Origin of the sequence: Pseudoalteromonas rubra, from assembly GCF_005886805.2 — a bacterium.
Lineage (GTDB): Bacteria > Pseudomonadota > Gammaproteobacteria > Enterobacterales > Alteromonadaceae > Pseudoalteromonas > Pseudoalteromonas rubra_D.
This window is the reverse complement of record NZ_CP045430.1, coordinates 384127-405815: the sequence shown is the minus strand read 5'-3', so window position 1 is coordinate 405815 and position 21689 is coordinate 384127. Positions and strand designations below refer to the sequence as shown.

The following is a 21689-nucleotide window of genomic DNA, read 5'->3' as shown; positions in this document are numbered from 1 at the left end:
GTGCGCACTTTTACAATAAAGAGAACTATTATGATCAAACGGATATTGGGAGCGACCCTGTTGGCGGCCTCTTTTGCTTCTTCGGCAGTAACAGATATCGGGCTTGGCACGCTGACAGGCGTTAAAGTATACGACTTTACCAGTAATAAAGAGATTCGATTGTATTTTGGCAATGATGTACAGTATGAGATGACGGGTTGTAACAAAACGGCAACCATAACGTATAGCAAACACAGCGCTGACAAAATAAACCACTTTTTGAGTATGGCATTAGCTGCGTATATGTCTGGTAAAAAAGTACGTCTGACATCTGCTTCAGATAACTGCGAAGTGAGCCTGATGTCACTTCAGGAAACGCGTTTCTAGTGTACTTCCACTAAGCCATGCACTTAACAGAGTGTGTGGCTGTTTTTAATAATGCCTTAAAAAGTCAAACCTGGCGCGGTGTCTTCCACTCTTTCACACTCCCTTCACAGCCAATAGCACATGCTGAACTCTCGATAATTAACGGAGGGACTCAGATATGGCTCTGTCACTCGAGGTTAGTGACCTTAATCACACTATAAATCTTCACAATGGCACATCGTTGGCATTATTAGATGATCTGTCGTTGCGCATTGAAGCCGGTGAACACATTGCAATTGTGGGGGCTTCAGGGTGTGGCAAGTCAACCTTGCTATCCTTATTAGCTGGCCTGACACCCGTTCAGTCCGGACAAGTATCTTACCACGCTAAAAATCAGGCGCTGAATACCACCGAAATACTCGCGCACAGCGGTTTTGTATTTCAACAGTTTCATCTGTTACCAGAGCTCAATGCCCTTGAGAATGTTGCACTGCCTTTGCAGCTCAGAGGTCATCGTGATGCTGCTCAGCAAGCAACACACTGGCTGACGCAAATGGGGCTGGAGCAGCGGCTTACGCATAACGTGACTCAGTTAAGTGGCGGTGAGCAACAAAGAGTGGCCATTGCCCGTGCCTTGTGTGTCAGACCACAGGTGCTGTTTGCGGATGAACCCACCGGCAATCTGGATGAAACCACCGCAGAGCAAGTGATTGATTTGATGCTGAGCGGCGCCAGGCAAAGCGGCACCTCTTTGCTGCTGGTAACGCACGATATGGCTCTAGCAAAGCGGGTAGATAAGGCATTTCGCCTCAGTCACGGGAGGCTGGTGTTATGTCATTAGAGCGAGCAGCAGCAAGTTACTCAGCAGGTCAGCAAAAAGTCGCGCCCGGATATGCTGTGTTTACATTTGCCCTGGTGCTTTGGCGGCAGGTTATGCAAGGCAAATACTGGCTCACGTTAGGGGCCCTGAGTATTTTGTTTTTCTATTTGTTGCTCAGCAGTTTATTGGGTCAAGGGGTAGAGCGGTTTTTGGCTCACAATCTTCAGGCTACCTTAGGTGCTGATACACAAGTGACGGTACGACGAGCCTGGCAGGAGTCAGAGTTGGCCTGGGTGCGGGCTCATAGTGAAGCTTACAGTTTACAGTCTCAATACCGCGTTACTCTGAGTCATCAGTCGCATCATCAGCCTGTGCTCCTTAAAGCCGTTGATAGCCATTATCCGCTTCAGGGCGACATTCATATTAGTCTGAGCAAAGGGCTCAATGCTCAGCGTGTTCAGCAGGGGCCATCACATGGAGAAATCTGGCTGGAACCCAGGCTGGCAGTGGCACTGGCGGTTGAATTGGGTGATACCATCATGCTGGGTGGCAGGCAATTACGTGTCTCTGCACTGTTGCAGCTTGAGCCAGACCGAATATTGGAAGGTTTTGGTAGCGATATGCGCGCCATGGTATCTGACGCCAGTTTACAGATTGAACAACTCACTCCATATTTAAGCAGAGCATTGATGTTGCACTCTCGCTTGCCTGAAGCGGAAATTGTCCGATTTCAATCAGGCTCTCCTACCGCGCAGATAATTAGCAAGTCTCTCAATAACTACCCACTCGCAAAGGTCTGGGAGCGGGTGCAGAATTTTCTCGGGCTACTGAGTTTGATCATCGTATTATTGAGTGTATTGATCCTGTGGTTGTGTAGCCAGGTACAAATTCAGCCACTTAAGAGAAGCGTATCTGTTTTACTGGCCTGCGGCATGTCACGACGCATGTTACCAGTGCTGGCAGTTATGGCGGGCGCGATGATCTTAATGCTGAGTTTGTTACCAGCGCTCATCTTGTCGTTACTGGCAAGCTATGGGGTTAGCCATATCGCGCAGGCATATATTGACGGGTTTAGCCTGCAATGGCAGTGGCAAGATTTACTGGCTGCCTGCGCCTTGGCCACGGTTGTGTATGTTTTTATCGCGTTACCTGTGTGGCTGTCTTTGCTGCAGGGGGACATTCGTTTGCTTCTGGAGCAACGTACCGAGCCTAAGCGCTGGCGTTGGCTGGCCATGCTAAGTCCTGTGGGTCTGCTGGTGGCCCTGGTGGTTAATTATACCGACAACTGGTTGCTTAGTGGCATGTTGCTAAGTGGACTAGGAGTGTGTGTTTTGCTGGTGCTTTTCGTCACCTGGCTGGTGCTCAGGTTTGGTGGTTATTTGTTGCCAAATTCCTGGGTGTTGTCCAGGTTTAGTCTGTTGCTGTTACGCAAGCGCATGTCGGTTAAGCTGGTACAGATCACTGCACTGGGTCTGAGCGTCACCTTATTGCTGCTGTGCATCAACATGGGGAGAGATGTGACCAACATGCTGTCACAGTATCTCTATCAGAATCAGGGTAATGTGTTTGTCAGCCGCGCAAATGATGAGCAAAAAGCGGCGCTAGAATCTTTTGTAGGTCGTTATCAGGGCCACATTAAAGAGATGAAGCCCTTTCAGTTGGCGCAAGTAACGCATATCAACGGTATAGCAATATTAAATCGGGATGTTCAGCCCAGTGACACGCTGCGTCGTCTGGAGCAGCCTGTAAACCTACACTGGCAAGCACAAACGCCCGACAATGTTCGGATCACACAGGGAGGATGGCCCGCTGTATTTGCCCAGACTGGCGTATCAGTCGACCAGGAGGTATTTGAAGATTTAGCGCTCTCAATGGGTGATACGGTTCAGCTCGTCGTTGGTAGCGAACCTGTTGAAGTCACTGTCGCTGCCGTTCATCGGCATAAACCAGGTAGCAGCTCAGTGACATTCTGGTTTGTGTTACAGCAAAGCAGCCCCCCCAGTTCCGCAGAGCCCGTTTATCATATGGGCAGTATTGAGCTGAATGCGCAAGGCGTAGCGGCAATCGGCGAGTTGTGGCGTGCACACCCTCAATTGCGCCTCGTCACTGTGGATGCGTTGTTAGAGAAAATCCGTGCACAGGTACAGGCATTAATCACACTGGTGATGAGTTACGCTGCTTTTATTGTGTTGCTCAGCAATTTGCTGATGGTAGCAGCTATCCAGACCCATATGAAAAAAGACCAGATCCGCAATGGACTGCTGCTGAGCTTTGGGTTGTCACCAATACAAGGTCTGAAGATCCTCTTGTTTGAGTGGCTAACGGTGACCTTGATCCCCGCTTTATGCGCCGTTGGTGCAATCTACAGCTTTATAGATGCATTTTATAAACAGAATTTGGCCATGTCTTACCAGGGCAGCCTGATACTGATGCTTGCCGAGGCGCTCGCTATTGCGCTGGTGGTTGCAATCAGTGGTATTTTACTCAGTCGTAAACAATTGCGCAGCAGCGCTATGGAACTACTGAATGAAGGGGGCTAACCGCGGCTATGACAAAAAGGTGAACGAAGGGTGAAAAAGTGCAAGCAAACCAGGGGGAGCCCCACATTTAGGTACACATATTGACAGTTCGCTACAGGGTTAAACAACCTTGAATAAGCATTCTACAGAATCGAGCAAGGCATTCATCTAGCCTTAAGTCTCCTCATAAGGACCAGCCCGGGTTGTCTGGGCTGGAAGACAATCAAATGGAAAAGGACGAAGGTATGCTTGACTTGATGGGTAAGAGAATGACGGGGTGGAAGCCTCTGAGCGTAGTGAGTGCAGCTTTACTCATGGCTGGTTGCGGTAATAGTAATGATGACCATGTGCTTGCTAAGCATCGGGGTGTGTGGGTGCAACAGGGCACGGGTAATCTGTGGCAGTTTGATACAGATAATTTACGGCGTTTTCAGTACAACAACCATGGATGTGTACTGATTGAGACGCACCCATACAAAGATTTGGATAACCTGGATGAATATCTTAAAAGCGACAAAAGTACCCTGACGTTGACCACGCATGCGACGAATGACTGGGTGTTTACAAAACAATCAGAAATGCGTGAGCAGTGCAAACCGAAGCAACGCCTCAGCGGTGACGACCCCATAACCAACTTTGAGTACTTCTGGCACACATTTAATGACTATTATGCGTTTTTTGAACTCAGAGAAATAGACTGGCAAGCGGCATATTCCGCATATCGGCCACATATCAATGCTGATACGACGCCAGAGCAACTTGCCAAGGTGTTTGAAGCTATGCTTGAAGACTTCGATGATACACATGTATCACTGACTGATGACAAGCGCTTTGAGATCTCAGGAGAAGGCGCGACAGAGTTGTATGAAGATTTAGCCTGGCTTATGCAGCAACGCCATGGAGACGACTGGGAGGCGCACATGGATCAGGCCTACAATAACCAATTAAGTGCATTCGCTGAAATAACGAATTTGTATGTGTTGGATAAAAAACTAACCCGATATGAAAGCAGCAATGCGCTAGGCTGGGGCAAACTGGATGGTAATCTGGGCTATATTCGTATAGACCGTGAGGCCGCGATGCTGGCCAGTGAAGAAACTGAAGCAGACAGTTTCTTTGATGTCATTCCACAGGCAAAGCAAGATATCGAAGACACCCAAACGTTAATGCGCAAAGTGATGAAAGACCTGGCTGACAGCGATGGCATCATCATTGACCTGCGGGTTAACGATGGCGGATTCGATGGTGTGTCATTAGAAATCGCACGGTTTTTTAATGATAAAGAGCGGACGGTGGCATACAAGCAAATCCTCAATGGCGATTATCAGCAGGAGAAGCAGACTTTAACGCTTAAAGCTGCGCCGGACCAGGCTTATACTAAACCCGTTTATGTGCTGACCGGTGAGTTGGCTTACAGCGCAGGCGAAGTATTAACTCAAACCCTCAAATCTTTAGAGCATGTAACGCTAGTCGGCGGGGCAACAAACGGCGCTGTATCTGATGCATTGGATTTTACACTGCCAAATGGATGGACCGGCTCGTTGAGCCACCAAACCTATTCCGATCTCAATAATCAGGTGCTTGAAGTCGCTGGAGTGGCGCCTGATCTCGCAGTACCCGTCTACACGACAAAAGAAGTTGAATGGTCGTCTGATAACGTACTCGATTATGCCATTCAGGCATTGGGGGCAACGCCCAGCCGGGGTTTCGATTTAACCTCAGTTGACCAGGCGTTTACGCAGGAAATAGCGGATATGGACATTCCAGGGGTTGCTGTGGCGGTCATTAAAGATGGTCAGATCATTTTCGAAAAAGGCTACGGAATCGCAAATTTAGAGACCAATCAGCCTATGACAGTTCATGCGCCAATGAATGTAGGCTCAACCAGTAAAGCGGTGATGGGAACAGGGTTCATGCAGTTAATAGAGCAAGGCCTGCTTAGCTTGGATACGCCGCTGGCGCAAATGAACTTGCCGTTTGAGCTGACGCACCCGAATGCAGAGCGTGATATCACTCTACGCCACTTAGTAACGCATACTTCAGGTATCAGTGATACACAGCTATACAATTGCAGCTACTACATCCACGGCACCAACCTGTCTTTGTATGCGCAGGGAGGACATGAGTTATGTGAAGAAACTACACTGACGGATGCTACTGAGTTCTACCAGGCATATTTACTGCCAGGTGGGCAGTACTTCACGGACGATGTTTATATTGGTGAAGGGAGTGTGCCTGCGGGCAGCATTCATAGTTACAGTAATGTCGGTGCTGGTCTGGCGGGATATGCTGTCGAACATCTGCTCGATATCAGTCTGGTGGAGCAGATGAAGCAAAACTTATTTGTGCCTTTGGGGATGAGCAATACCCATTGGGATCACACTCAGTTGTCAGAAGAAAATCCGAAAACGCCGCAATATACCATAGACAGTGAAGGGGTCGCACGATACGTGCCTGAGTTCAGCTATCCGACTTTCTTTGACGGAGATCTGAATTCGTCTGCTCATGACCTGGCTCGTTTGTTAATTGCTATCAGTCAGGGCGGCACACTGGATAATGTCAGGGTGTTGAGTGAGCAAAGTGTTGCAACTATGCTGTCTGTACAAACAGACGTACCAACCTACTGGATGGATACACAAGGGCTCTTTTGGTTTTGGCAAGGTCCATTTGTGGGCCATGACGGGGGAGATCCGGGCACCCATACTATCATGACCTATAACCCCTACACCAAAACGGGGATTGTGGCACTGTCGAATGCTGAAGACGGTCACTATGGAGATGGCTCAAACATGCTGCGTTTACAGACCCACCTGGCAGCGTTTTATCGCGCCGGTGTTGCACACGAGGAGTAGTAACCGTTTTACTTAATTAAGTAAATTGGTATAACGCACAATAGTGATACATGAATAAGGAGGGCCCATGCCTTCCTTATTGCTACAACAGGGTAAACCCTTGTGGTGCTTTTGGCGCTTCAAACTGATACAGGTTGACATAAATGATCACCGGTTTTTTCTGACCCGGATAACTGAGCTGATACTTATCCAACATACCACCGCCAAATGGCATAGACTGATCTTCAAACGGACAGCAGCTGCCAAGTCGTTTTACCTGCACAGGCTCACCATTGGGGCCAGTCAGGCTCTGAAAATACTCTATATGACTGCCTTCATACTTAGAACCACGTAAAAAGCCCCCAAGTTTGACAGGCTTATGGGTGGTATAGCCATATTCAGGATCGTTTGCAGTAAATGCAGCCTCTCCTTGAATACCGGGCTCGGGAGTGGTGCTCTGACAACCGCTTAACAGTGCGAAAAAGATAATGAGGAGTGTGTATTTCATACCAGGTTTCCTGTGGTGATTTTATAGACGTTGTTATTGATTGTATTGCCAAATGCTTCAAAACTGAGTGTACCAATTTGTTTTGCACCAAGCCGCCGGTAAAACTGATTTGCTGCGTTTTCAGTCCAGGTGTAAAGCCACATAGGCGTGCCAAATTGCCTTGCCGTGTGCTGTAGCAAGGCACGTCCTACACCTGTGCCCTGACAAGACTTATGCACATAGAGCTTGTCGATTTCGTAGCCATTGTGTGGTGTCTGATAGCTGCTGGCCAGGTTAAGCAGGACAAAGCCTTGTAACAAACCGCCTTTTGTACCAATAAGTAGCCGGTGATCTGGTTGTCCGAGCAATGACTGAAAATAGGGCACTGTGAAAGTGCTGTTCACGTATTCAAGGTACTCTGTTTGGAGCCCGTCCGTGGCATAAGTGTCCAGCCAAACCTCAGCAGACAGCTGGGCCAAATTCTGACAGTCCTGTGCTGTTGCATTGCGGATAAGCAGGGGTAGTTCGTTATTTTTATTCATCAGCGCTTATCCCGCTCTAACTGATTGTTGGGTAATAACCAAACGCTTAGCACAATCAGGGACAGGTTGGTGGTTACCGGGTTAAATGCTTCAAAAAGAATTACAGGTTGCAGAACAGCAACTGCCAGTAGTAAACCAATTAATGCGATTATATTCAGATAGATAATAGTAGGTATTTGATACCAGATAAAAAACACAAAGGCCCAGATTATTTCTCCTATGCCTGCAGAGCGTATCAGCAGGTGTGTTAAATCGCCTTCCAGGCCCAGACTGGAAGATATTTGCCACTCCAGTGGTGCAATGTGAAGTAATTTAGGAACTAAACCGTGATAAAACCAGGCGAAAGTGATTGTTAAACGCGCTAACTGAGTAATCGGCATTGGTAGTAACGTTATAAGATTCATATAGATATATTACCCAGTGTATGTATTTGTAACGAAATTTAAAGTAGTTTGTACCAACATTACTGCGCAGGAAGCGATTCAAGTGGATATTAAAAAGTTACAAATCGGCGTCTGGCTTGTCTTTTTTCTCCTGTTAGTCAGTGGTTGTAGCAGGGGTCAGCCGGCAGAGCCTGTCAAAGTAGAGGATTCTGGCAGTGACTTACAGCAATACGTGGATCATTTGCTTGTGGGTTTAGTATCGGACTTTATTCCTGGCGTGAGCGTTTATGTTGAAACGCCGAATGGGGGATATGCTGCCAGCGCAGGGTATGCAGATCTGGATACATTGAGCACGATGACGGGCGAGAGCCGGATCCCTAATGGGAGTGCAGGAAAAAAGCTGGTGGGTTTGCTGGCGGCCATACTGGACGATAAACAGTTACTTAGTCTCGATGAGCCCGTATTGCCCTGGGTACCCGAAGATATGGCAGGTCGCATTCAGCATCTTGAATTCATGACATTGCGTCAGCTGCTTAATCACAGCGCAGGGATAGTTGAATACAATGATGTGGGGGAGCTGGATTTTATTCGGGCGCAACTTGCAGACAAAGTACATCGTAAAGGCAACCGGTTTGCACTGCAGTTTGTTTTGGATCAGTCACCTTATTTTGAACCGGGTGAGGGTTTTGCCTATTCAAATTCCGGCTATGTACTGGCAGGTATGGTGATCGAAAACAAGCTAAAACAGCCTCTTGGTCGGCTACTGCACGAGCATGTGCTTGAGCCGCTAGGTTTAACTGAAACCTTTGTTAAAGGGCATGACAGTGCGGCTGATGACGTTGCATCTGGCTATTTTTTCAATATGGATGAGCCTGATTTTGTGCTGCCATACCGGCAGCGATACAACACTAAACAGCTGATTGTGAATACGGCATTAGCAGATGCGCCGATTGCAGCAAGTGCAAGGGACATGGCCAAGCTACTTAAAGCCATTATTGTTAAAGTGCAGCCTGTTAATGAACGCATTTATCGTAATATGGTCGGCGAAGAGTCTCTGCATACGGCCCGTTGGTTGCCGAGCTTTATGGATGGGGCTTTGTATTATGGTTTAGGGGTGATGGTTGAAAAGCATGAAGACGGCGTTTTATATCATCATGGCGGCAATGAGTTTGGTTATATTACACAAAGTGTTTATCTGGCTGAGCAAGACGTGGCGATCGGGTTGATCGCCAATTGCGGTGCTCAGGATGAGTGTGATGAACCGGTTATTGCGCTGACTCAGGCACTGATCGCACGTTTTACCGCTAATAATAGCGACTAAGTGGGTTCCCCTGGGTTTCCAGCAGGTGCGCTATGCGCTGCCGGGTTTCGTCACTTTTATTCTGGCTTAGCTTAAATGTGCCTGTGATTGACTCAATTTTAATTTTGAAAAAAAACAGCTGCGAAAATAATTTTGTGATTTGATTGTCACTAAGCACTGACATATCCCAGGGGTTAACGGGCGACTCAAATTGTTTTAGCTGCTGGTGCAATGCTGAGCGCTTCTCCTCTGGATTTGTGATTTGTGTGAGTTGCCCTCGAATATGCGCTGTGGCGTAATCCCAGGTTGGCAGCGGCAGGCCTTTTACCTCACTGGGAGATAAATATGCATCCGGCCCTCTGAACAACACCTGTAGATGGGCTTTATCCAGTTGCGTAAGCGGGTTCGCTGGATTTGCATGCCCTAACAAGTGGGTTTTGTCATGGTTCAAACTCAAAGACATGTGGACAAAAGGGGTGTCAGAGTTTGGGATAACCAAGGTTGCCAGAGGGTGTTCATCTATCAATTGCCAAAGACGTTCGGTATTTTGCTCTGAAAAGGCGTTGCGTGGATAACTCATAACCAGCCCTCCAGTTTACTTTTTACGTCAGGCCACATGTCATCTGTGATCGCAAACTGGGCGGTGTTACGAAAGGCATCAGGTGCGACACGCTGATCTTTGAGTATTATTCCTTCAAACTGTGCACCCAGACGGGTAATCGCCGAGCGCGATGTCTGATTGTGTTCGTGCGTACGTAGTTGTACACGTACCAGACCCAGTGTTTCAAAAGCATGTTTTAGCAACAGATATTTTGCATGGGTATTAATGTGGCTACGTTGCCATTGCTCCCCAATAAAGGTATGGCCTATTTCAGCGCTAAGGTTAGCCTTGTGCAATCTGAATAAACGGGTACTGCCAGCCACCTCATTGCTGCGTGTGTCGATGATCACCAGCGGTAATTGAACATCGGGGTTAAACTGTGCGGTATGTTCAAACCAATAAACGAGCTTTTCAGTTGATTGGCAGTAATTGTCCAGCACCCAGGTCCATAGTGCCTTTTGCTCTCCAAAGCGACGCAAATGTGGCAGATGTTCGCGAGAGAGTGGCTCTAGTCGTACTTTGTTTGATCCCAGCGTAATTTGATTCAACATAGGTCTTTACTCCAATAACAGTGTTCGAATTAGGATCAGCTTAGTGTTTTCTGGTAGGTTATAAACAACCAGAATATTATTTTTGATTAGACCAGCAGCGTTACTTCGGAGCTGGTCGGGAGGGAAAACATGTTAACCGGCCACCCTTTGGATCAGGATTCACCTAAACATATTCAGCTGGCGGAACAGATCTGTGTCGCAATTAAACAAGGACATTTACGACCAAACGATCCGCTGCCGTCAGCCAGAAAGCTTGCTGAGTTATATGGCATTAATCGTCATACTGTGATGACCGCATTGCAAAATCTGGTGGCTCAGGGCTGGCTGTGTTCAGAGCAAAGACGCGGATACAGGGTTAATCAGGCATTGCCGATTGAGTCCAGTCAACACACAGTAAGGCCCAGAGCACCGGCCAGAGATATAAAAGCTGATTTTGCGTTATCCTTGTCTGAGGGGGAGCCCAGTGACAGAGAAAATACCCAGTATGAGTATAATTTTTCTGGCGGCCTGGCTGATCTTATGGAGTTCCCTTACGATGAGTTTCGTCGTCATTTGAGCCAGGCCTGTCGAGTAGTGAATGCCGCGCAATTACACTACGAACATTGTAGTGGTGAACCTGCTTTGAAGCTTCAGCTTCGGCATTACTTGCGTCGTGCTCGTGCTTTGGAGTGCGATGACCTACTGGTGTGCAATGGCTCTCAGGAGGCATTGTTTTTAATTGCCAAAGCCTTTATCAGAAGCAATGAGGGGGTGGCGGTGGAATCATTGGGTTACCCGCCAGCGCATCGGGCGTTTGAGGCATGCGGTGCGACACTCTATGGCATCGCTCAGGATAAAGAAGGGTTAAGTGTAGACAGCCTGCGTGCCTGCTTCGAAAAGAATCGAATTAAGCTGCTGTACTTAACGCCATTGCACCAGTACCCAACCATGGTGACCTTATCCGTTGGACGTCGTATGGCGATATATCAGCTTTGCGCAGAATACGGTGTGTTTATTATTGAAGATGATTATGACCATGAATTTCATTATCGCTGTCCTCCTTTGCAGCCAATGGCTGCAAGTGATCCTCATGGGATTGTGATTTATGTCTCTACGTTTTCAAAAATCATGTTTGCCGGCGCCAGAATGGGCTACCTGGTTGCCAGAGAGGATGTACTGAATGAACTGATTACACTTAAGCAGCTGATGAATCACAAAAATGACATCCTATTACAATTGGCTTTAGCAAACTGGATGGCCACCGGCGAGTTTGAGCGTCATTTAAGGCGTATGACCAAGCGCTATCAGGCTCGATGTGATGCGTTGGCGTCTGAACTCAGACGCTATCAGCAGTCTGGGTATTCATTGACCTTTGCCGTACCAGATGGCGGCATGGCATTTTGGGTCAATACGCACCAGGATGTATCTGGTTTGAGCGCCCGTGCTGCAGAGCTGGGGGTTTATGTTCAAACTGAAGCCGAATTCTGGCGATTTCCACAACAACATTACACTCATATCCGTCTTGGTTTTGCCGGGCAAAATGAAGAAAAAATGCGAGCAGGTCTGTTGCGCATCATCTCGTTACTTTGAATGCCGGATGATGTACGTTACATCGCTGGCATTTAGATTTCAGGTTCGGGTCACTGGCTGGGACGTTCGAATATTCGTATTGTGATTAATATATTCATTCTAAACAGAGGTTTGAAGAAAAATAATTCCTGCAATCCTAAGCATTAGCACGTCTGCAATAGATGAGTAAAATTATAACCAAAGTGTAACTTTTTTGTTTTTATTGTGTCTTTTGTTTTTTCGAATGTTGACTTATGCGCGTTAAGGAGGCTAGTTTTATTAACGAATGTTGCACTTGGTGTTTCATTTGAATATCAACTGGTTCACAATAATGATAAGGATAATAACTATGAAGACAACAATAAAAGCTTTCGCGCTCGTAGCCGGTACACTGTTTGCTGGTTCTGCCTTCTCTGCACAGGTTGTATGTGACGTTTACCCTAAATCCAATGGCAGCAGCTGGGGTAATGGCACGGCTAACTGTTCAGGCTTTGACTACTCATTCGGTAGAACAACCAATGGTCGTTATTATCTGAAAGACGTTACTAAGTCTATTCAGGAAGTACGTTGGGAAGGCGATGCGCGATGCACCGGTGGAACTAGCTGCAACGCAACGATTCGTGCGTACACCAGCAATAAAGCATCAGCACTGATCCTATACAAAGATGGCACCTGGGAAAGAACTAACACTGCAAGCGCGTTTTACGAAACAGGTCACTAGGGTATTGCCTGACATTGTCGCACTTATACGGTTTGCACCGATCAATGCGGCAATTAATTGTTTTGTCTTGTTCTACTATAGATAAGGAATATATTTATGAAAACAACAATTAAAGCATTTGCTCTTGTAGCGGGAACATTCTTTGCGGGCTCTGCATTCTCTGCACAACTGGTGTGCGATGTATACCCTAAAAGTGGCGGCCACAGTTGGGGTAACGGCACAGCAAACTGCTCAGGTATTGATTTCTCGTTCGGCAGCTCTACGGGTGGACGTTTTTACCTGAAAAATGTCACTAAACCTATCGAAGAAGTGAGCTGGAGTGGAGATGCTCGTTGCTCAGGAGGAACAAGCTGTAATGTTACCATCCGTGCATATAGCAACACGTCCGCGTCGGCATTGATCCTGTACAAAGATGGTACCTGGGAGCGCACTAATACCGCCAGTGCATACTACGAAACAGGCCATTAACAGTTGAATTGAGGCCCAGTGCTACTGGGTCTCATTCATTTGAATCTTGCTCTTCCAATACTGCTTTACCATTCTGCCAGCTAACGATAAACACCTTATGAAATTCATCCTCGCGAATACTGACAGTCTGTCCGCTCAGTAACTTTACCAGCTCCGGTGTGGTGTTACTGTGACCCGCAACCACAATGGTCCCCGAGTAGGTTTTGAGTTGCGTAGCAAAGTCAGCCAATGCCCGTGGGTCATACAATTGTACTGGCACTGAGGTCTTAGTGCTCAAAGGTGCCAGCGTCAGCCTTGTCCGGTTGTAATCTGTTGAAAATAAACGGTCCGGGTTCAAAGGGGCCAGCAAGGTTGCGAGTCTTTGTGCCCTTTGTTGGCCCTGCGGTGTGAGCTCAGGATCCTTGCCCTTCATTTTTTCTGCGTGGCGCATTAAAACAATCCGCTCTGGCTGCGCATATACAGTAACCGAAGCGAGCGTTATCAGTATCAGGAGTAGGGTTTTCATTGGATTTATTATCCTTAAAACTAAAGCCAACAGTGTGTCTAATTTTGTCCCTAATAGCAAATGGCGCCAGCCAGGGCCGTCCTGTCCGCTTTCGGTGATCTGTCCGGTTTTGCTTAAAATAGCGGACACTTTTTCCGTCCGCGGACACTTTTCTTCATGTATAAAACTCACCAAGTCATTTAAAAACAATAAGTTAAAAGTTGGCACGACTCTGGTATTTATTTTACCAAACCGATGACAGGACACTTCGACATGCACAGGATAATGGCCTTGCCATTGAGCAATGTTGGAAGCCGAACCTGGCAGTAACGAAGTGAATAAGACTAAGGAGTACCCATGATTAAAGACACCAGTCAACAGGATTTAGTGGTGAAACCCGCAAGAGTGAGCTGGAAAAAGGCAGTTGGTGCGATTGTACTGATTGGTGCTTTAGGCGCCACTGCTCGTGCCATCTCAATGGCTGATACAGCAGGTCGCTCTTTTGAACTCAGTGCTTTGCAGGTCGCAACGGTGTCGCGAGGGGATTTTGTACGCGATATTTTGGCCAGTGGCAGAATTGTTGCCGCGAATGCACCGCAAGTTTATAGCCCGGAAGAAGGCTTTGTTGATTTACTGGTAAAAGCGGGTGATACCGTGGCTGCCGGTGACGTCATTGCCAGGGTCGTCAGTCCGGCATTGACTAATGAACTGAAACAACAGCAGGCTGAGCTGGCGCGTTTAAGCGATGGTCTGGCTCGGGAGCAATTGGAGGTCAGACGTGAAACGTTGGCACTCAATCGCAGTCTGGAACTGGCTAAAGTGACACTGGATGCCGCTGAACGTGAAAATCGCCGGGCTCAGCTTTCCATTAAGAAAAACCTGATCAGCCAAATTGATCTTGAAGAAGCGGTAGACGAACTAGCGCGTGCCAGACTGAATTTCCGTCATGCCCAGCAGGAAGTTGCGCTGGGTAAAGATACTCTGGCGTTTGAGCTGGCTGCGGCGAGTAATCTGGTTGAACGACAGCAGCTGGTTGTGGAGGAACTTCAGCGTAAGGTAAATGCGCTGGATGTCAATGCACCGGTGAGTGGACTAGTCGGTAATTTATTGGTACAGACCAAGGCAGCCGTCTCAGCCCAGCAGGCGCTGATGACCTTAGTTGATTTGTCTGCCTATGAAGCGCAACTGCAGGTGCCTGAAAGTTATGCTAATGAGCTCGGTCTTGGCATGAGTGTGGTACTGCAGGTTGGTGCCAGCGAGGTGTATGGTAAGCTCTCTGCGATTTCTCCTGAGGTCAGTAATCGGGAAGTGACGACCAGAGTACGTTTTGATCAAAGCGATATTGGTGGGATCCGGCAGAACCAACGTTTGTCCGCTCGCATCCTGTTGGATCACAAAGAAGATGTAATGAAAGTGCGCCGGGGTTCATTTATGAATGCAGGGGGACATGTCGTTTACCGCATTGAAGGTGAAGTGGCCACGCGTCTGGATGTGCGCACTGGGGCGTCCAGTGTCAATGAAGTGGAAATATTGGATGGCCTGAAACCTGGCGATCAAATCATAGTGTCTAATTACGAACAATTTGAACAAGCACCTTTAGTGCAACTGAGATAAAAAAGGATAACAACAATGCTAGATATGAAAGCGATCAGTAAAGTTTATCAAACTGACATGGTACAGACTCATGCACTTCGGGATTTTAATCTGCATGTGGCTGAAGGAGAGTTCGTGGCTGTGACCGGCCCTTCCGGCTCAGGCAAAACCACTTTTTTAAATATTGCGGGCATGCTGGAGCCTTTTAGTGGTGGGCAGTATTGTCTGGACGGCGTCGATATTGGCAAGCTCAATGATAACGCCAGAGCCGATTTGCGAAACCAGAAAATTGGCTTTATTTTCCAGGGCTTTAACCTTATTCCAGACCTAAACCTGTACGAAAATGTTGAAGTTCCTTTGCGATACCGTGGTATTAAATCGGCAGAACGTAAACGTCGGGTAGAGGAGTGTCTTGAGCTGGTAGGCCTGGCAGGGCGCGCTAAACACTTACCTCAGCAATTATCCGGGGGCCAACAACAACGTGTTGCGATTGCCAGAGCGTTGGCCGGACGACCGCGCTTTTTGTTAGCGGATGAACCGACCGGTAATCTCGATAGTCTGATGGCACGTCAGGTAATGGAGTTACTGGAGCAAATCAACCGCGAGGGTGCAACCATTGTGATGGTAACCCATGATCCTGAACTGGCACGCCGGGCACCGCGCAATATTCAAATTGTAGATGGCCGGGTGACAGACTTTACCTTATATCAGGGCCGTTCATCTGAAGCGCCGATAGCAGCGGGAGGTTAATATGTTTGTCCATTATATTGATCTGGCCTGGCGCAGTTTGCGCCAAACACCCATGGTGACCTTCTTGATGATCTTAGCCATCGCAATTGGCATTGGCGTGACGATGACGACTTTGTCCGTATATCACATGATGTCTATGGATCCGATCCCACATAAGAGCGATCGTTTATTTGCGGTGCAATTACAAACGATGGATGACGGTGAAACTTGGCGAACAGATGACGACATTCCTTATCAGTTAACTTACCCGGATGCCATTAATCTTCAGGCGTTGCCTGGAGAGTTTGCGCGCGCGGCGATGATCCGCGCCGGGTTTTCTGTTCACCTTAATACACCAAGGAGTAAGCCCTTTATTGAAAATGCACGCGTAACCGGGCGCGACTTCTTTAGCATGTTTGACTTGACTTTCATTCATGGTGGAGCCTGGACAGAAGCACAATCACGTGATGCAGCACCTGTGGTCGTCATAGATGAGGAAATGGCGCAACAGTTATTTGGTAAGACAGACGTGGTGGGGGAATCGCTGTTTCTTGGTGAGCGTCGCCAGGAAATCGTGGGCGTGACACAAAAATGGCGACCAACCATTAAATTCTATGATCTGAACAATGGCAGCTTTGGTAAGGCAGAGCGACTGTTCGTCCCCTTCAGCCATGTGAAGGCCTATGACGTTGATACCTGGGGTAATACCAATGGCTGGAAATTTGAAGAAACCCGGGACTTTAACGACAAAATGAACTCAGAAATGCTGTGGATCCAGTTTTGGGTGCAGTTAGACACACCGCAGCAACGTCAGGCTTTTGGTGACATGCTGATGGCCTATATGCAACAGCAACAAAACCAGGGTCGTTTTAATCGTGATACGCTGGCGTATTCATTGCAGGACGTTAACGCCTGGATGAACTACAACGATGTTATCAGCGAAGACAATAAAATTCTGGTCGGATTAAGCTTTATGTTTCTCGCCGTGTGTGTGGCTAATATTTTGGGATTGTTATTGGCCAAGTTTATGCGCCGAGCCGCTGACGTGGGTGTCAGACGAGCGCTGGGCGCCAGTAAGCGACAGGTATTTTATCAACATCTGGTAGAAGTTGGCTTGCTAGGTCTGCTTGGTGGCACGCTGGGGGTATTGTTTGCACAGTTGGGCTTGCTGGGAGTACGTCAGACCTATAACTATTATGAAAGCCTGGCCAATATGGATTGGGTGATGCTGCTCAGTGCACCCGCTATCGCGATTTCGGCCTGCATTGTGGCGGGGCTTTATCCGGCCTGGCTTGTGTGTCGAACTACACCTGCTACCCATCTGAAAGTGCAATAAAGGAGTGTCACATGTTTGAATTAAAACCGACCATTAACGCGCTGATGCGCTCTAAACTGGGGGCTGTGCTGTTAATCCTTCAGCTTGCAATCACACTGGCGATTGTTAGCAACGCGGTATCCATTATTCAGGACAGGATGACCTATCTCAATAAAGAGACGGGTTATCCGGAAGACAACATTTTTAAGTTCAACTCACTGAATTTTGACAAGCAATTAGACCTGCTGCAACAGGTGGAGCTGGATGAGCAAAGCTTGCGTGGTATCACCGGTGTTATCGATGCCGTTGCTATTAGCTCAGTCCCCTTGTCGGGCAGTGGTAGCTCAGGTGGCTTGCAGCTCAAACCCGAACCACAAGAGAGTAAAAGGTCTACTATGGGTTATGTTACAGGCGACGAGCACATCCTTAATACACTAGGTTTATCTGTCTCAGAGGGACGTGATTTTAACGAGGCTGATGTTGTCGTGATTGATGAAAGCGATGCCCGTCCTTCCGTCGTCATTGTCAGTCGCGCGCTGTCTGATGAGCTATTTGGAGCGGGTAAGGGACTGGGTGAAACCATCTATTGGGGCGCCGATCCACTAAGCATAATTGGTATTGTCGAAACCATGGCTAATCAGTGGCCTAAAAGTAGCTTTGGTGAGAAAGCGGCGATTATTCCTATGATCCGAGTGGGGAATTTCCAAAAGTACTTGGTTAGAACGGCGCCGGGAGCGCGCGCTCAGGTAATGCGTCAGATTGAAGAATTGATGTTGTCCAGTCACCGTGACCGAGTGGTGAGCGATATCACAGGATTAGATCAGAAAAAAGCACGTTACGATGCCAAGGATGTATTGATGATGCGCATGTTGATGACGCTGATTGTTGTGCTGGTGGTAGTCACCGCGTTAGGTATTTTCGGCTTGTCGACCTTTAATATCAGCAAAAGAACCAAGCAGATTGGCACACGTCGAGCGCTGGGCGCCAGAAAGTCAGCGATTGTGCGCTATTTTGTCGTAGAGAATGCGCTGATATGTACCGTGGGGCTCATGCTGGGAAGTGCTGCGGCAGTACTTCTTGGACAAAAGTTGATGCAGTGGTATTCCGTACCGGCACTGGGTTACTCATTTATTGTCGTAACGGCAAGCTTACTATTAGTGATGAGCTTGCTGTCGGTGCTGATGCCTGCACTGCGTGCGGCGAATATTTCTCCAAGCATTGCGACACGGAGTGTTTGATTAAGGTCATATGATTTAAATCAGGCTGTCGGCGATAAGATATTTATTGTCGGAGCCTGAATAGATGATAAGTCAGATGGTTACTTGTCCCATGATTACTTGCTGATATTAAAGCGGAGCATGATACACTGGGAACAAGGAGTCATAATAATGGAAATGACAGACTCTACGGATACTATGCGAGCACAATAATAATGATGAATAAGATACTCGTCGTCGATGATAATCAGGCTGTGTTAGATGCACTTTCACTGCTGCTGGAACTCCATGACTATCAGGTCGAAACGGCTTTAACCCCCTTTGAAGCGCTTCAGATAGTGCGATACCAGCGTATTGCTTTGGTGATCCAGGATATGAACTTTACTGCCGACACAACGTCCGGAGAGGAAGGCAAAGCTTTGTTTCAGGAGTTACGGGCTATCAACCCGCATTTACCGGTGATCCTGATCACTGCCTGGACTGAGCTGGAAATGGCCATTGAGCTCGTTAAAGCTGGCGCTGCAGATTATCTGGCCAAACCCTGGGACGATCAGAAACTCCTTACGTCGGTTGCCAATCTGATTGCTTTGGGTAGGGCAAAGGAGAAAAATGAGCAGCATGAGCGTATTGCGCAACAGCGTGAAGCGCTTAATGCTGATGCCGATCTGCGTGGCCTAATTTTTCGCAGTGGCGCAATGCAACGTGTTGTGGATATGGCGGTGCAAGTTGCGAGATCTGATGTGGCGGTCTTGATCACTGGAGATAATGGTAGTGGCAAAGAAAAAGTTGCGGAGATTATTCAGGCCAACTCAGCGCTAAAAACGGCGCCATTTATCAAAGTAAATGCCGGGGCTTTGCCACAAGAGCTTATAGAGGCTGAACTGTTTGGCGCAGAAGCGGGCGCATATACCGGCGCAAATAAACAACGTATCGGGCGCTTTGAAGCCGCCGATGGCGGTACTTTGTTCTTGGATGAAATTGGTAATTTACCGCTGTCGGGTCAGATGAAGTTGCTTAGAGTGCTTCAGACAGGGGAGTTTGAACGGTTGGGTTCAGTTGAAACCCGTCGCGTGAATGTCAGGGTTATCTCGGCCACAAATGCTGATTTGCTGGCTGACATCCAAAGTGGCCGATTTCGCCAGGATTTATATTATCGGCTCAATGTGATTGAGCTGAATTTGCCTCCGCTGAAGTCTCGTAGTGACGATATATTACCGCTTATCGCACATTTTTTACCTGATCGTGAACTGAGCCTGAGTGCAGAAAGCGCGCTGTTGAGTTATGACTGGCCTGGTAATGTCAGGGAGCTGGAAAACGCCTGTAAGCGTGCCGCTGTGCTTAACCCGCAGGGGGTATTGGAAGTCAGTGACTTCGGCTTGCAACAGGTAAGCTCGCCTGCCCAGACATCTGAACCGGGTAAGCAAGAGCCTGGGAAAGCTGAGCTTGAGGCGGCGATGCGGCAATTTCAAGGGGTGATAGCGAAAGTGGCGCGCCATTTTGGCATGAGTCGGCAGGCCTTGTATCGGCGGCTGCAAAAACATGGTATCGATTATTAAATGAAGATGCCTGGACTCTCTATCGCGCATAAACTTTATCTGGCGTTGACTCTGACCCTGACAGTCGTCAGTTTACCCTTGTTGAGCTTGGTGGCATGGCAAACCTGGGTAGCGGCTTTACTGACAGCAATTTTGCTGGGGCTCACCATACTTCGACTGCTAACCCGCAAGCTATTTGCTGGTTTGCAGGCACTGGAAAGTGGTTTACTGAACTTTAAAGACAGCGACTTTTCAACTTTACTGGCTTATCAGAATGACGATGAGTTGGGCAGGTTGTGCCAGTTATATAATGAATCGGCTGCGCAACTCAGGGATGAAAAACAGTGGATTTATCAACGCGAGTTAATGCTGGATAAAGTGCTGCATAGCGCACCTCAGGTATTGTTGCTGACGGATGATAAGGGCATTGTGGTGTTTTCAAATCACAGTGCAAAGGCGCTGCTTAATTGCGAGCATAACCTTGAGGGTATGAAGCTGGAAGAGCTCGCTCAGCAAGCAAACCCGGCTTTGTATCATGCTTTGTCGGAAGCTTCGGATGGATTGTTTGAATTACAGCGTAATGAAGACGACAAGCAGACCTGGCATTTGTCAAATGGTGAGCTATTACTCAATAATCAGTTTCATCGGCTGTATATCTTTAAGCAGCTTACTCGAGAGTTGAATCGTCAGGAAGTTGCGGTGTGGAAGAAGGTGATCCGCATTATTAGTCACGAGTTAAATAACTCGCTGGGGCCGATTTCTTCGATGCTTCACAGTGGTAAAATACTGGCCAATAAGTTGCAGGATACACGGCTTGAACGGGTTTTCTCGACCATAGATGAGCGGATCCGTCATCTGACCGAATTCGTGCAAGGGTATGGAAAATTTGCCAAACTTCCCACCCCGAGATTGGCCCCTGTCGAATTGCCTGAGCTGCTGGCACAATTGCAAGCCCATTGGCAATTTAGTTACACGCAAACGGACACTCTGCCTCAGAGCCGGCAGCTGCGTGCTGATGCGGCTCAATTGGAACAGCTACTGATTAATTTACTCAAGAATGCCCATGAGTCTGGCGGTGCCCCGGATGCGGTCGGGATTGAGGTAGGCTTTTCGACCCAGCATGTTCAGATCCGTGTTGTTGATTCCGGGCAGGGAATGACAGAGCATATTATGGCCAATGCCTTAATTCCATTTTACTCTACTAAATCAAGTGGCACAGGTTTAGGCCTGGCATTATGTCGCGAAATCGTGGAAGCACACCACGGCCACATCCAGTTAAGAAACCGCGCTCAGGGCGGGCTGTGTGTTGAGATCCGTCTGCCGCTCACCACTATCTGATTGGGGGTCTGAGCGGTCCGGGCAGCCCTTTACCTTTTCCAGCCAGGAGATTGTGTTAGCGGCAATAACTATTGTACCAGATACCACTAGACTGGCTGCACTGACTAAGCCGAAACCAGCTAAAACCAGAGCGCAAGCATCGCCCCGGCACTGGCTGACGGCGTGCATTTGTGTGCTGGTCAGTGTTTTCTTTTGCAACATCATTTTGCATTTCGGGTCGTAATATTGCGTTTCTTGTGGGGCAAACATACAACTACCGACAAAGAATATACTCAGGAACCACAGGCCCGAAATGGATTTTAAACGTGTCATATGGACCTTTATCGGGGGAAATTTATATTAAAGTGTGGCAGCAATCGTAT

21 protein-coding genes are annotated in these 21689 nt (G+C 47.9%); 14 read left to right on the top strand and 7 right to left on the bottom strand.

Annotated elements, in window-relative coordinates; genetic code table 11:
• The first annotated feature begins 30 nt into the window (after window positions 1-30).
• The 4 genes from CWC22_RS21015 to CWC22_RS21000 all read left to right on the top strand — a co-directional run bounded on the left by CWC22_RS21015 (window position 31) and on the right by CWC22_RS21000 (window position 6536).
• A complete protein-coding gene (locus CWC22_RS21015; RefSeq protein WP_138539096.1) occupies window positions 31-366 on the top strand; it encodes a hypothetical protein in 336 nt (111 codons plus the stop codon).
• Between the two features lie 157 nt (window positions 367-523).
• Entirely contained in the window at window positions 524-1186 is a 663-nt protein-coding gene (locus tag CWC22_RS21010; RefSeq protein WP_125557492.1) for an ABC transporter ATP-binding protein, read from the top strand.
• The gene (locus CWC22_RS21005) at window positions 1177-3705 is read left to right on the top strand and encodes an ABC transporter permease (RefSeq protein ID WP_138539097.1); all 2529 of its coding nucleotides are present in this window, start codon (window positions 1177-1179) and stop codon (window positions 3703-3705) included. Before CWC22_RS21010 ends, CWC22_RS21005 begins: the two co-directional genes overlap by 10 nt.
• A 224-nt stretch (window positions 3706-3929) precedes the next feature.
• Window positions 3930-6536: a serine hydrolase gene (locus CWC22_RS21000; protein ID WP_171045116.1), complete on the top strand. Its 2607-nt coding sequence runs from the start codon at window positions 3930-3932 to the stop codon at window positions 6534-6536.
• A gap of 82 nt (window positions 6537-6618) precedes the next feature.
• Here the strand turns inward: CWC22_RS21000 and CWC22_RS20995 are convergent, their stop codons facing one another.
• The 3 genes from CWC22_RS20995 to CWC22_RS20985 are packed head-to-tail and all read right to left on the bottom strand — an operon-like array spanning window position 6619 to window position 7948.
• Window positions 6619-7023 carry a hypothetical protein gene (locus CWC22_RS20995; protein WP_125557486.1) on the bottom strand — a complete coding sequence of 135 codons (405 nt, stop codon included), beginning with the start codon at window positions 7021-7023 and terminating at the stop codon, window positions 6619-6621.
• Window positions 7020-7544, bottom strand: a complete 525-nt coding sequence (locus tag CWC22_RS20990) for a GNAT family N-acetyltransferase (protein WP_138539099.1) — start codon at window positions 7542-7544, stop codon at window positions 7020-7022. The genes CWC22_RS20995 and CWC22_RS20990 overlap by 4 nt, the downstream gene beginning before the upstream one ends.
• On the bottom strand, window positions 7544-7948 hold the full coding sequence (locus CWC22_RS20985) for a DoxX-like family protein (protein ID WP_230090692.1): 405 nt from the start codon (window positions 7946-7948) through the stop codon (window positions 7544-7546). The genes CWC22_RS20990 and CWC22_RS20985 overlap by 1 nt, the downstream gene beginning before the upstream one ends.
• A gap of 82 nt (window positions 7949-8030) precedes the next feature.
• Between CWC22_RS20985 and CWC22_RS20980 the strand changes: the two genes are divergently transcribed.
• On the top strand, window positions 8031-9248 hold the full coding sequence (locus CWC22_RS20980; RefSeq protein WP_171045117.1) for a serine hydrolase domain-containing protein: 1218 nt from the start codon (window positions 8031-8033) through the stop codon (window positions 9246-9248).
• On the opposite strand, the gene CWC22_RS20975 is transcribed toward CWC22_RS20980, so the two are convergent.
• Window positions 9232-9807, bottom strand: coding sequence for an FMN-binding negative transcriptional regulator (locus tag CWC22_RS20975; protein WP_138539101.1), 576 nt, complete (start codon window positions 9805-9807; stop codon window positions 9232-9234). The two genes, CWC22_RS20980 and CWC22_RS20975, sit on opposite strands and share 17 nt — an antisense overlap.
• Window positions 9804-10379 (bottom strand): GNAT family N-acetyltransferase, encoded by a 576-nt coding sequence (locus CWC22_RS20970; RefSeq protein WP_138539102.1) that lies wholly within the window; start codon window positions 10377-10379, stop codon window positions 9804-9806. The genes CWC22_RS20975 and CWC22_RS20970 overlap by 4 nt, the downstream gene beginning before the upstream one ends.
• A 129-nt stretch (window positions 10380-10508) precedes the next feature.
• Here CWC22_RS20970 and CWC22_RS20965 point away from each other — a divergent pair, with 129 nt between their 5' ends.
• The 3 genes from CWC22_RS20965 to CWC22_RS20955 all read left to right on the top strand — a co-directional run bounded on the left by CWC22_RS20965 (window position 10509) and on the right by CWC22_RS20955 (window position 13116).
• A complete protein-coding gene (locus CWC22_RS20965) occupies window positions 10509-11948 on the top strand; it encodes a PLP-dependent aminotransferase family protein (RefSeq protein ID WP_138539103.1) in 1440 nt (479 codons plus the stop codon).
• 328 nt (window positions 11949-12276) lie between these two features.
• On the top strand, window positions 12277-12648 hold the full coding sequence (locus tag CWC22_RS20960; RefSeq protein WP_125557473.1) for a hypothetical protein: 372 nt from the start codon (window positions 12277-12279) through the stop codon (window positions 12646-12648).
• 96 nt (window positions 12649-12744) lie between these two features.
• A complete protein-coding gene (locus tag CWC22_RS20955; protein WP_125557471.1) occupies window positions 12745-13116 on the top strand; it encodes a hypothetical protein in 372 nt (123 codons plus the stop codon).
• Window positions 13117-13147: 31 nt separating this feature from the next.
• On the opposite strand, the gene CWC22_RS20950 is transcribed toward CWC22_RS20955, so the two are convergent.
• Window positions 13148-13621 carry a SixA phosphatase family protein gene (locus tag CWC22_RS20950; RefSeq protein ID WP_138539104.1) on the bottom strand — a complete coding sequence of 158 codons (474 nt, stop codon included), beginning with the start codon at window positions 13619-13621 and terminating at the stop codon, window positions 13148-13150.
• 336 nt (window positions 13622-13957) lie between these two features.
• Here CWC22_RS20950 and CWC22_RS20945 point away from each other — a divergent pair, with 336 nt between their 5' ends.
• The 6 genes from CWC22_RS20945 (at window position 13958) to CWC22_RS20920 (ending at window position 21327) form a co-directional block, all read left to right on the top strand.
• Entirely contained in the window at window positions 13958-15214 is a 1257-nt protein-coding gene (locus tag CWC22_RS20945) for an efflux RND transporter periplasmic adaptor subunit (RefSeq protein ID WP_138539105.1), read from the top strand.
• 15 nt (window positions 15215-15229) lie between these two features.
• Window positions 15230-15943, top strand: coding sequence for an ABC transporter ATP-binding protein (locus CWC22_RS20940; RefSeq protein WP_058798225.1), 714 nt, complete (start codon window positions 15230-15232; stop codon window positions 15941-15943).
• 1 nt (window position 15944) lies between these two features.
• Window positions 15945-17258 (top strand): ABC transporter permease, encoded by a 1314-nt coding sequence (locus CWC22_RS20935; RefSeq protein WP_138539106.1) that lies wholly within the window; start codon window positions 15945-15947, stop codon window positions 17256-17258.
• 11 nt (window positions 17259-17269) lie between these two features.
• Window positions 17270-18475: an ABC transporter permease gene (locus CWC22_RS20930; protein WP_138539107.1), complete on the top strand. Its 1206-nt coding sequence runs from the start codon at window positions 17270-17272 to the stop codon at window positions 18473-18475.
• Between the two features lie 197 nt (window positions 18476-18672).
• The gene (locus CWC22_RS20925; protein ID WP_125557903.1) at window positions 18673-20010 is read left to right on the top strand and encodes a sigma-54-dependent transcriptional regulator; all 1338 of its coding nucleotides are present in this window, start codon (window positions 18673-18675) and stop codon (window positions 20008-20010) included.
• Window positions 20011-21327 (top strand): sensor histidine kinase, encoded by a 1317-nt coding sequence (locus tag CWC22_RS20920; RefSeq protein ID WP_138539108.1) that lies wholly within the window; start codon window positions 20011-20013, stop codon window positions 21325-21327.
• On the opposite strand, the gene CWC22_RS20915 is transcribed toward CWC22_RS20920, so the two are convergent.
• Window positions 21265-21639 (bottom strand): hypothetical protein, encoded by a 375-nt coding sequence (locus CWC22_RS20915; protein WP_138539109.1) that lies wholly within the window; start codon window positions 21637-21639, stop codon window positions 21265-21267. The genes CWC22_RS20920 and CWC22_RS20915 overlap by 63 nt on opposite strands.
• Window positions 21640-21689: the final 50 nt, after the last annotated feature.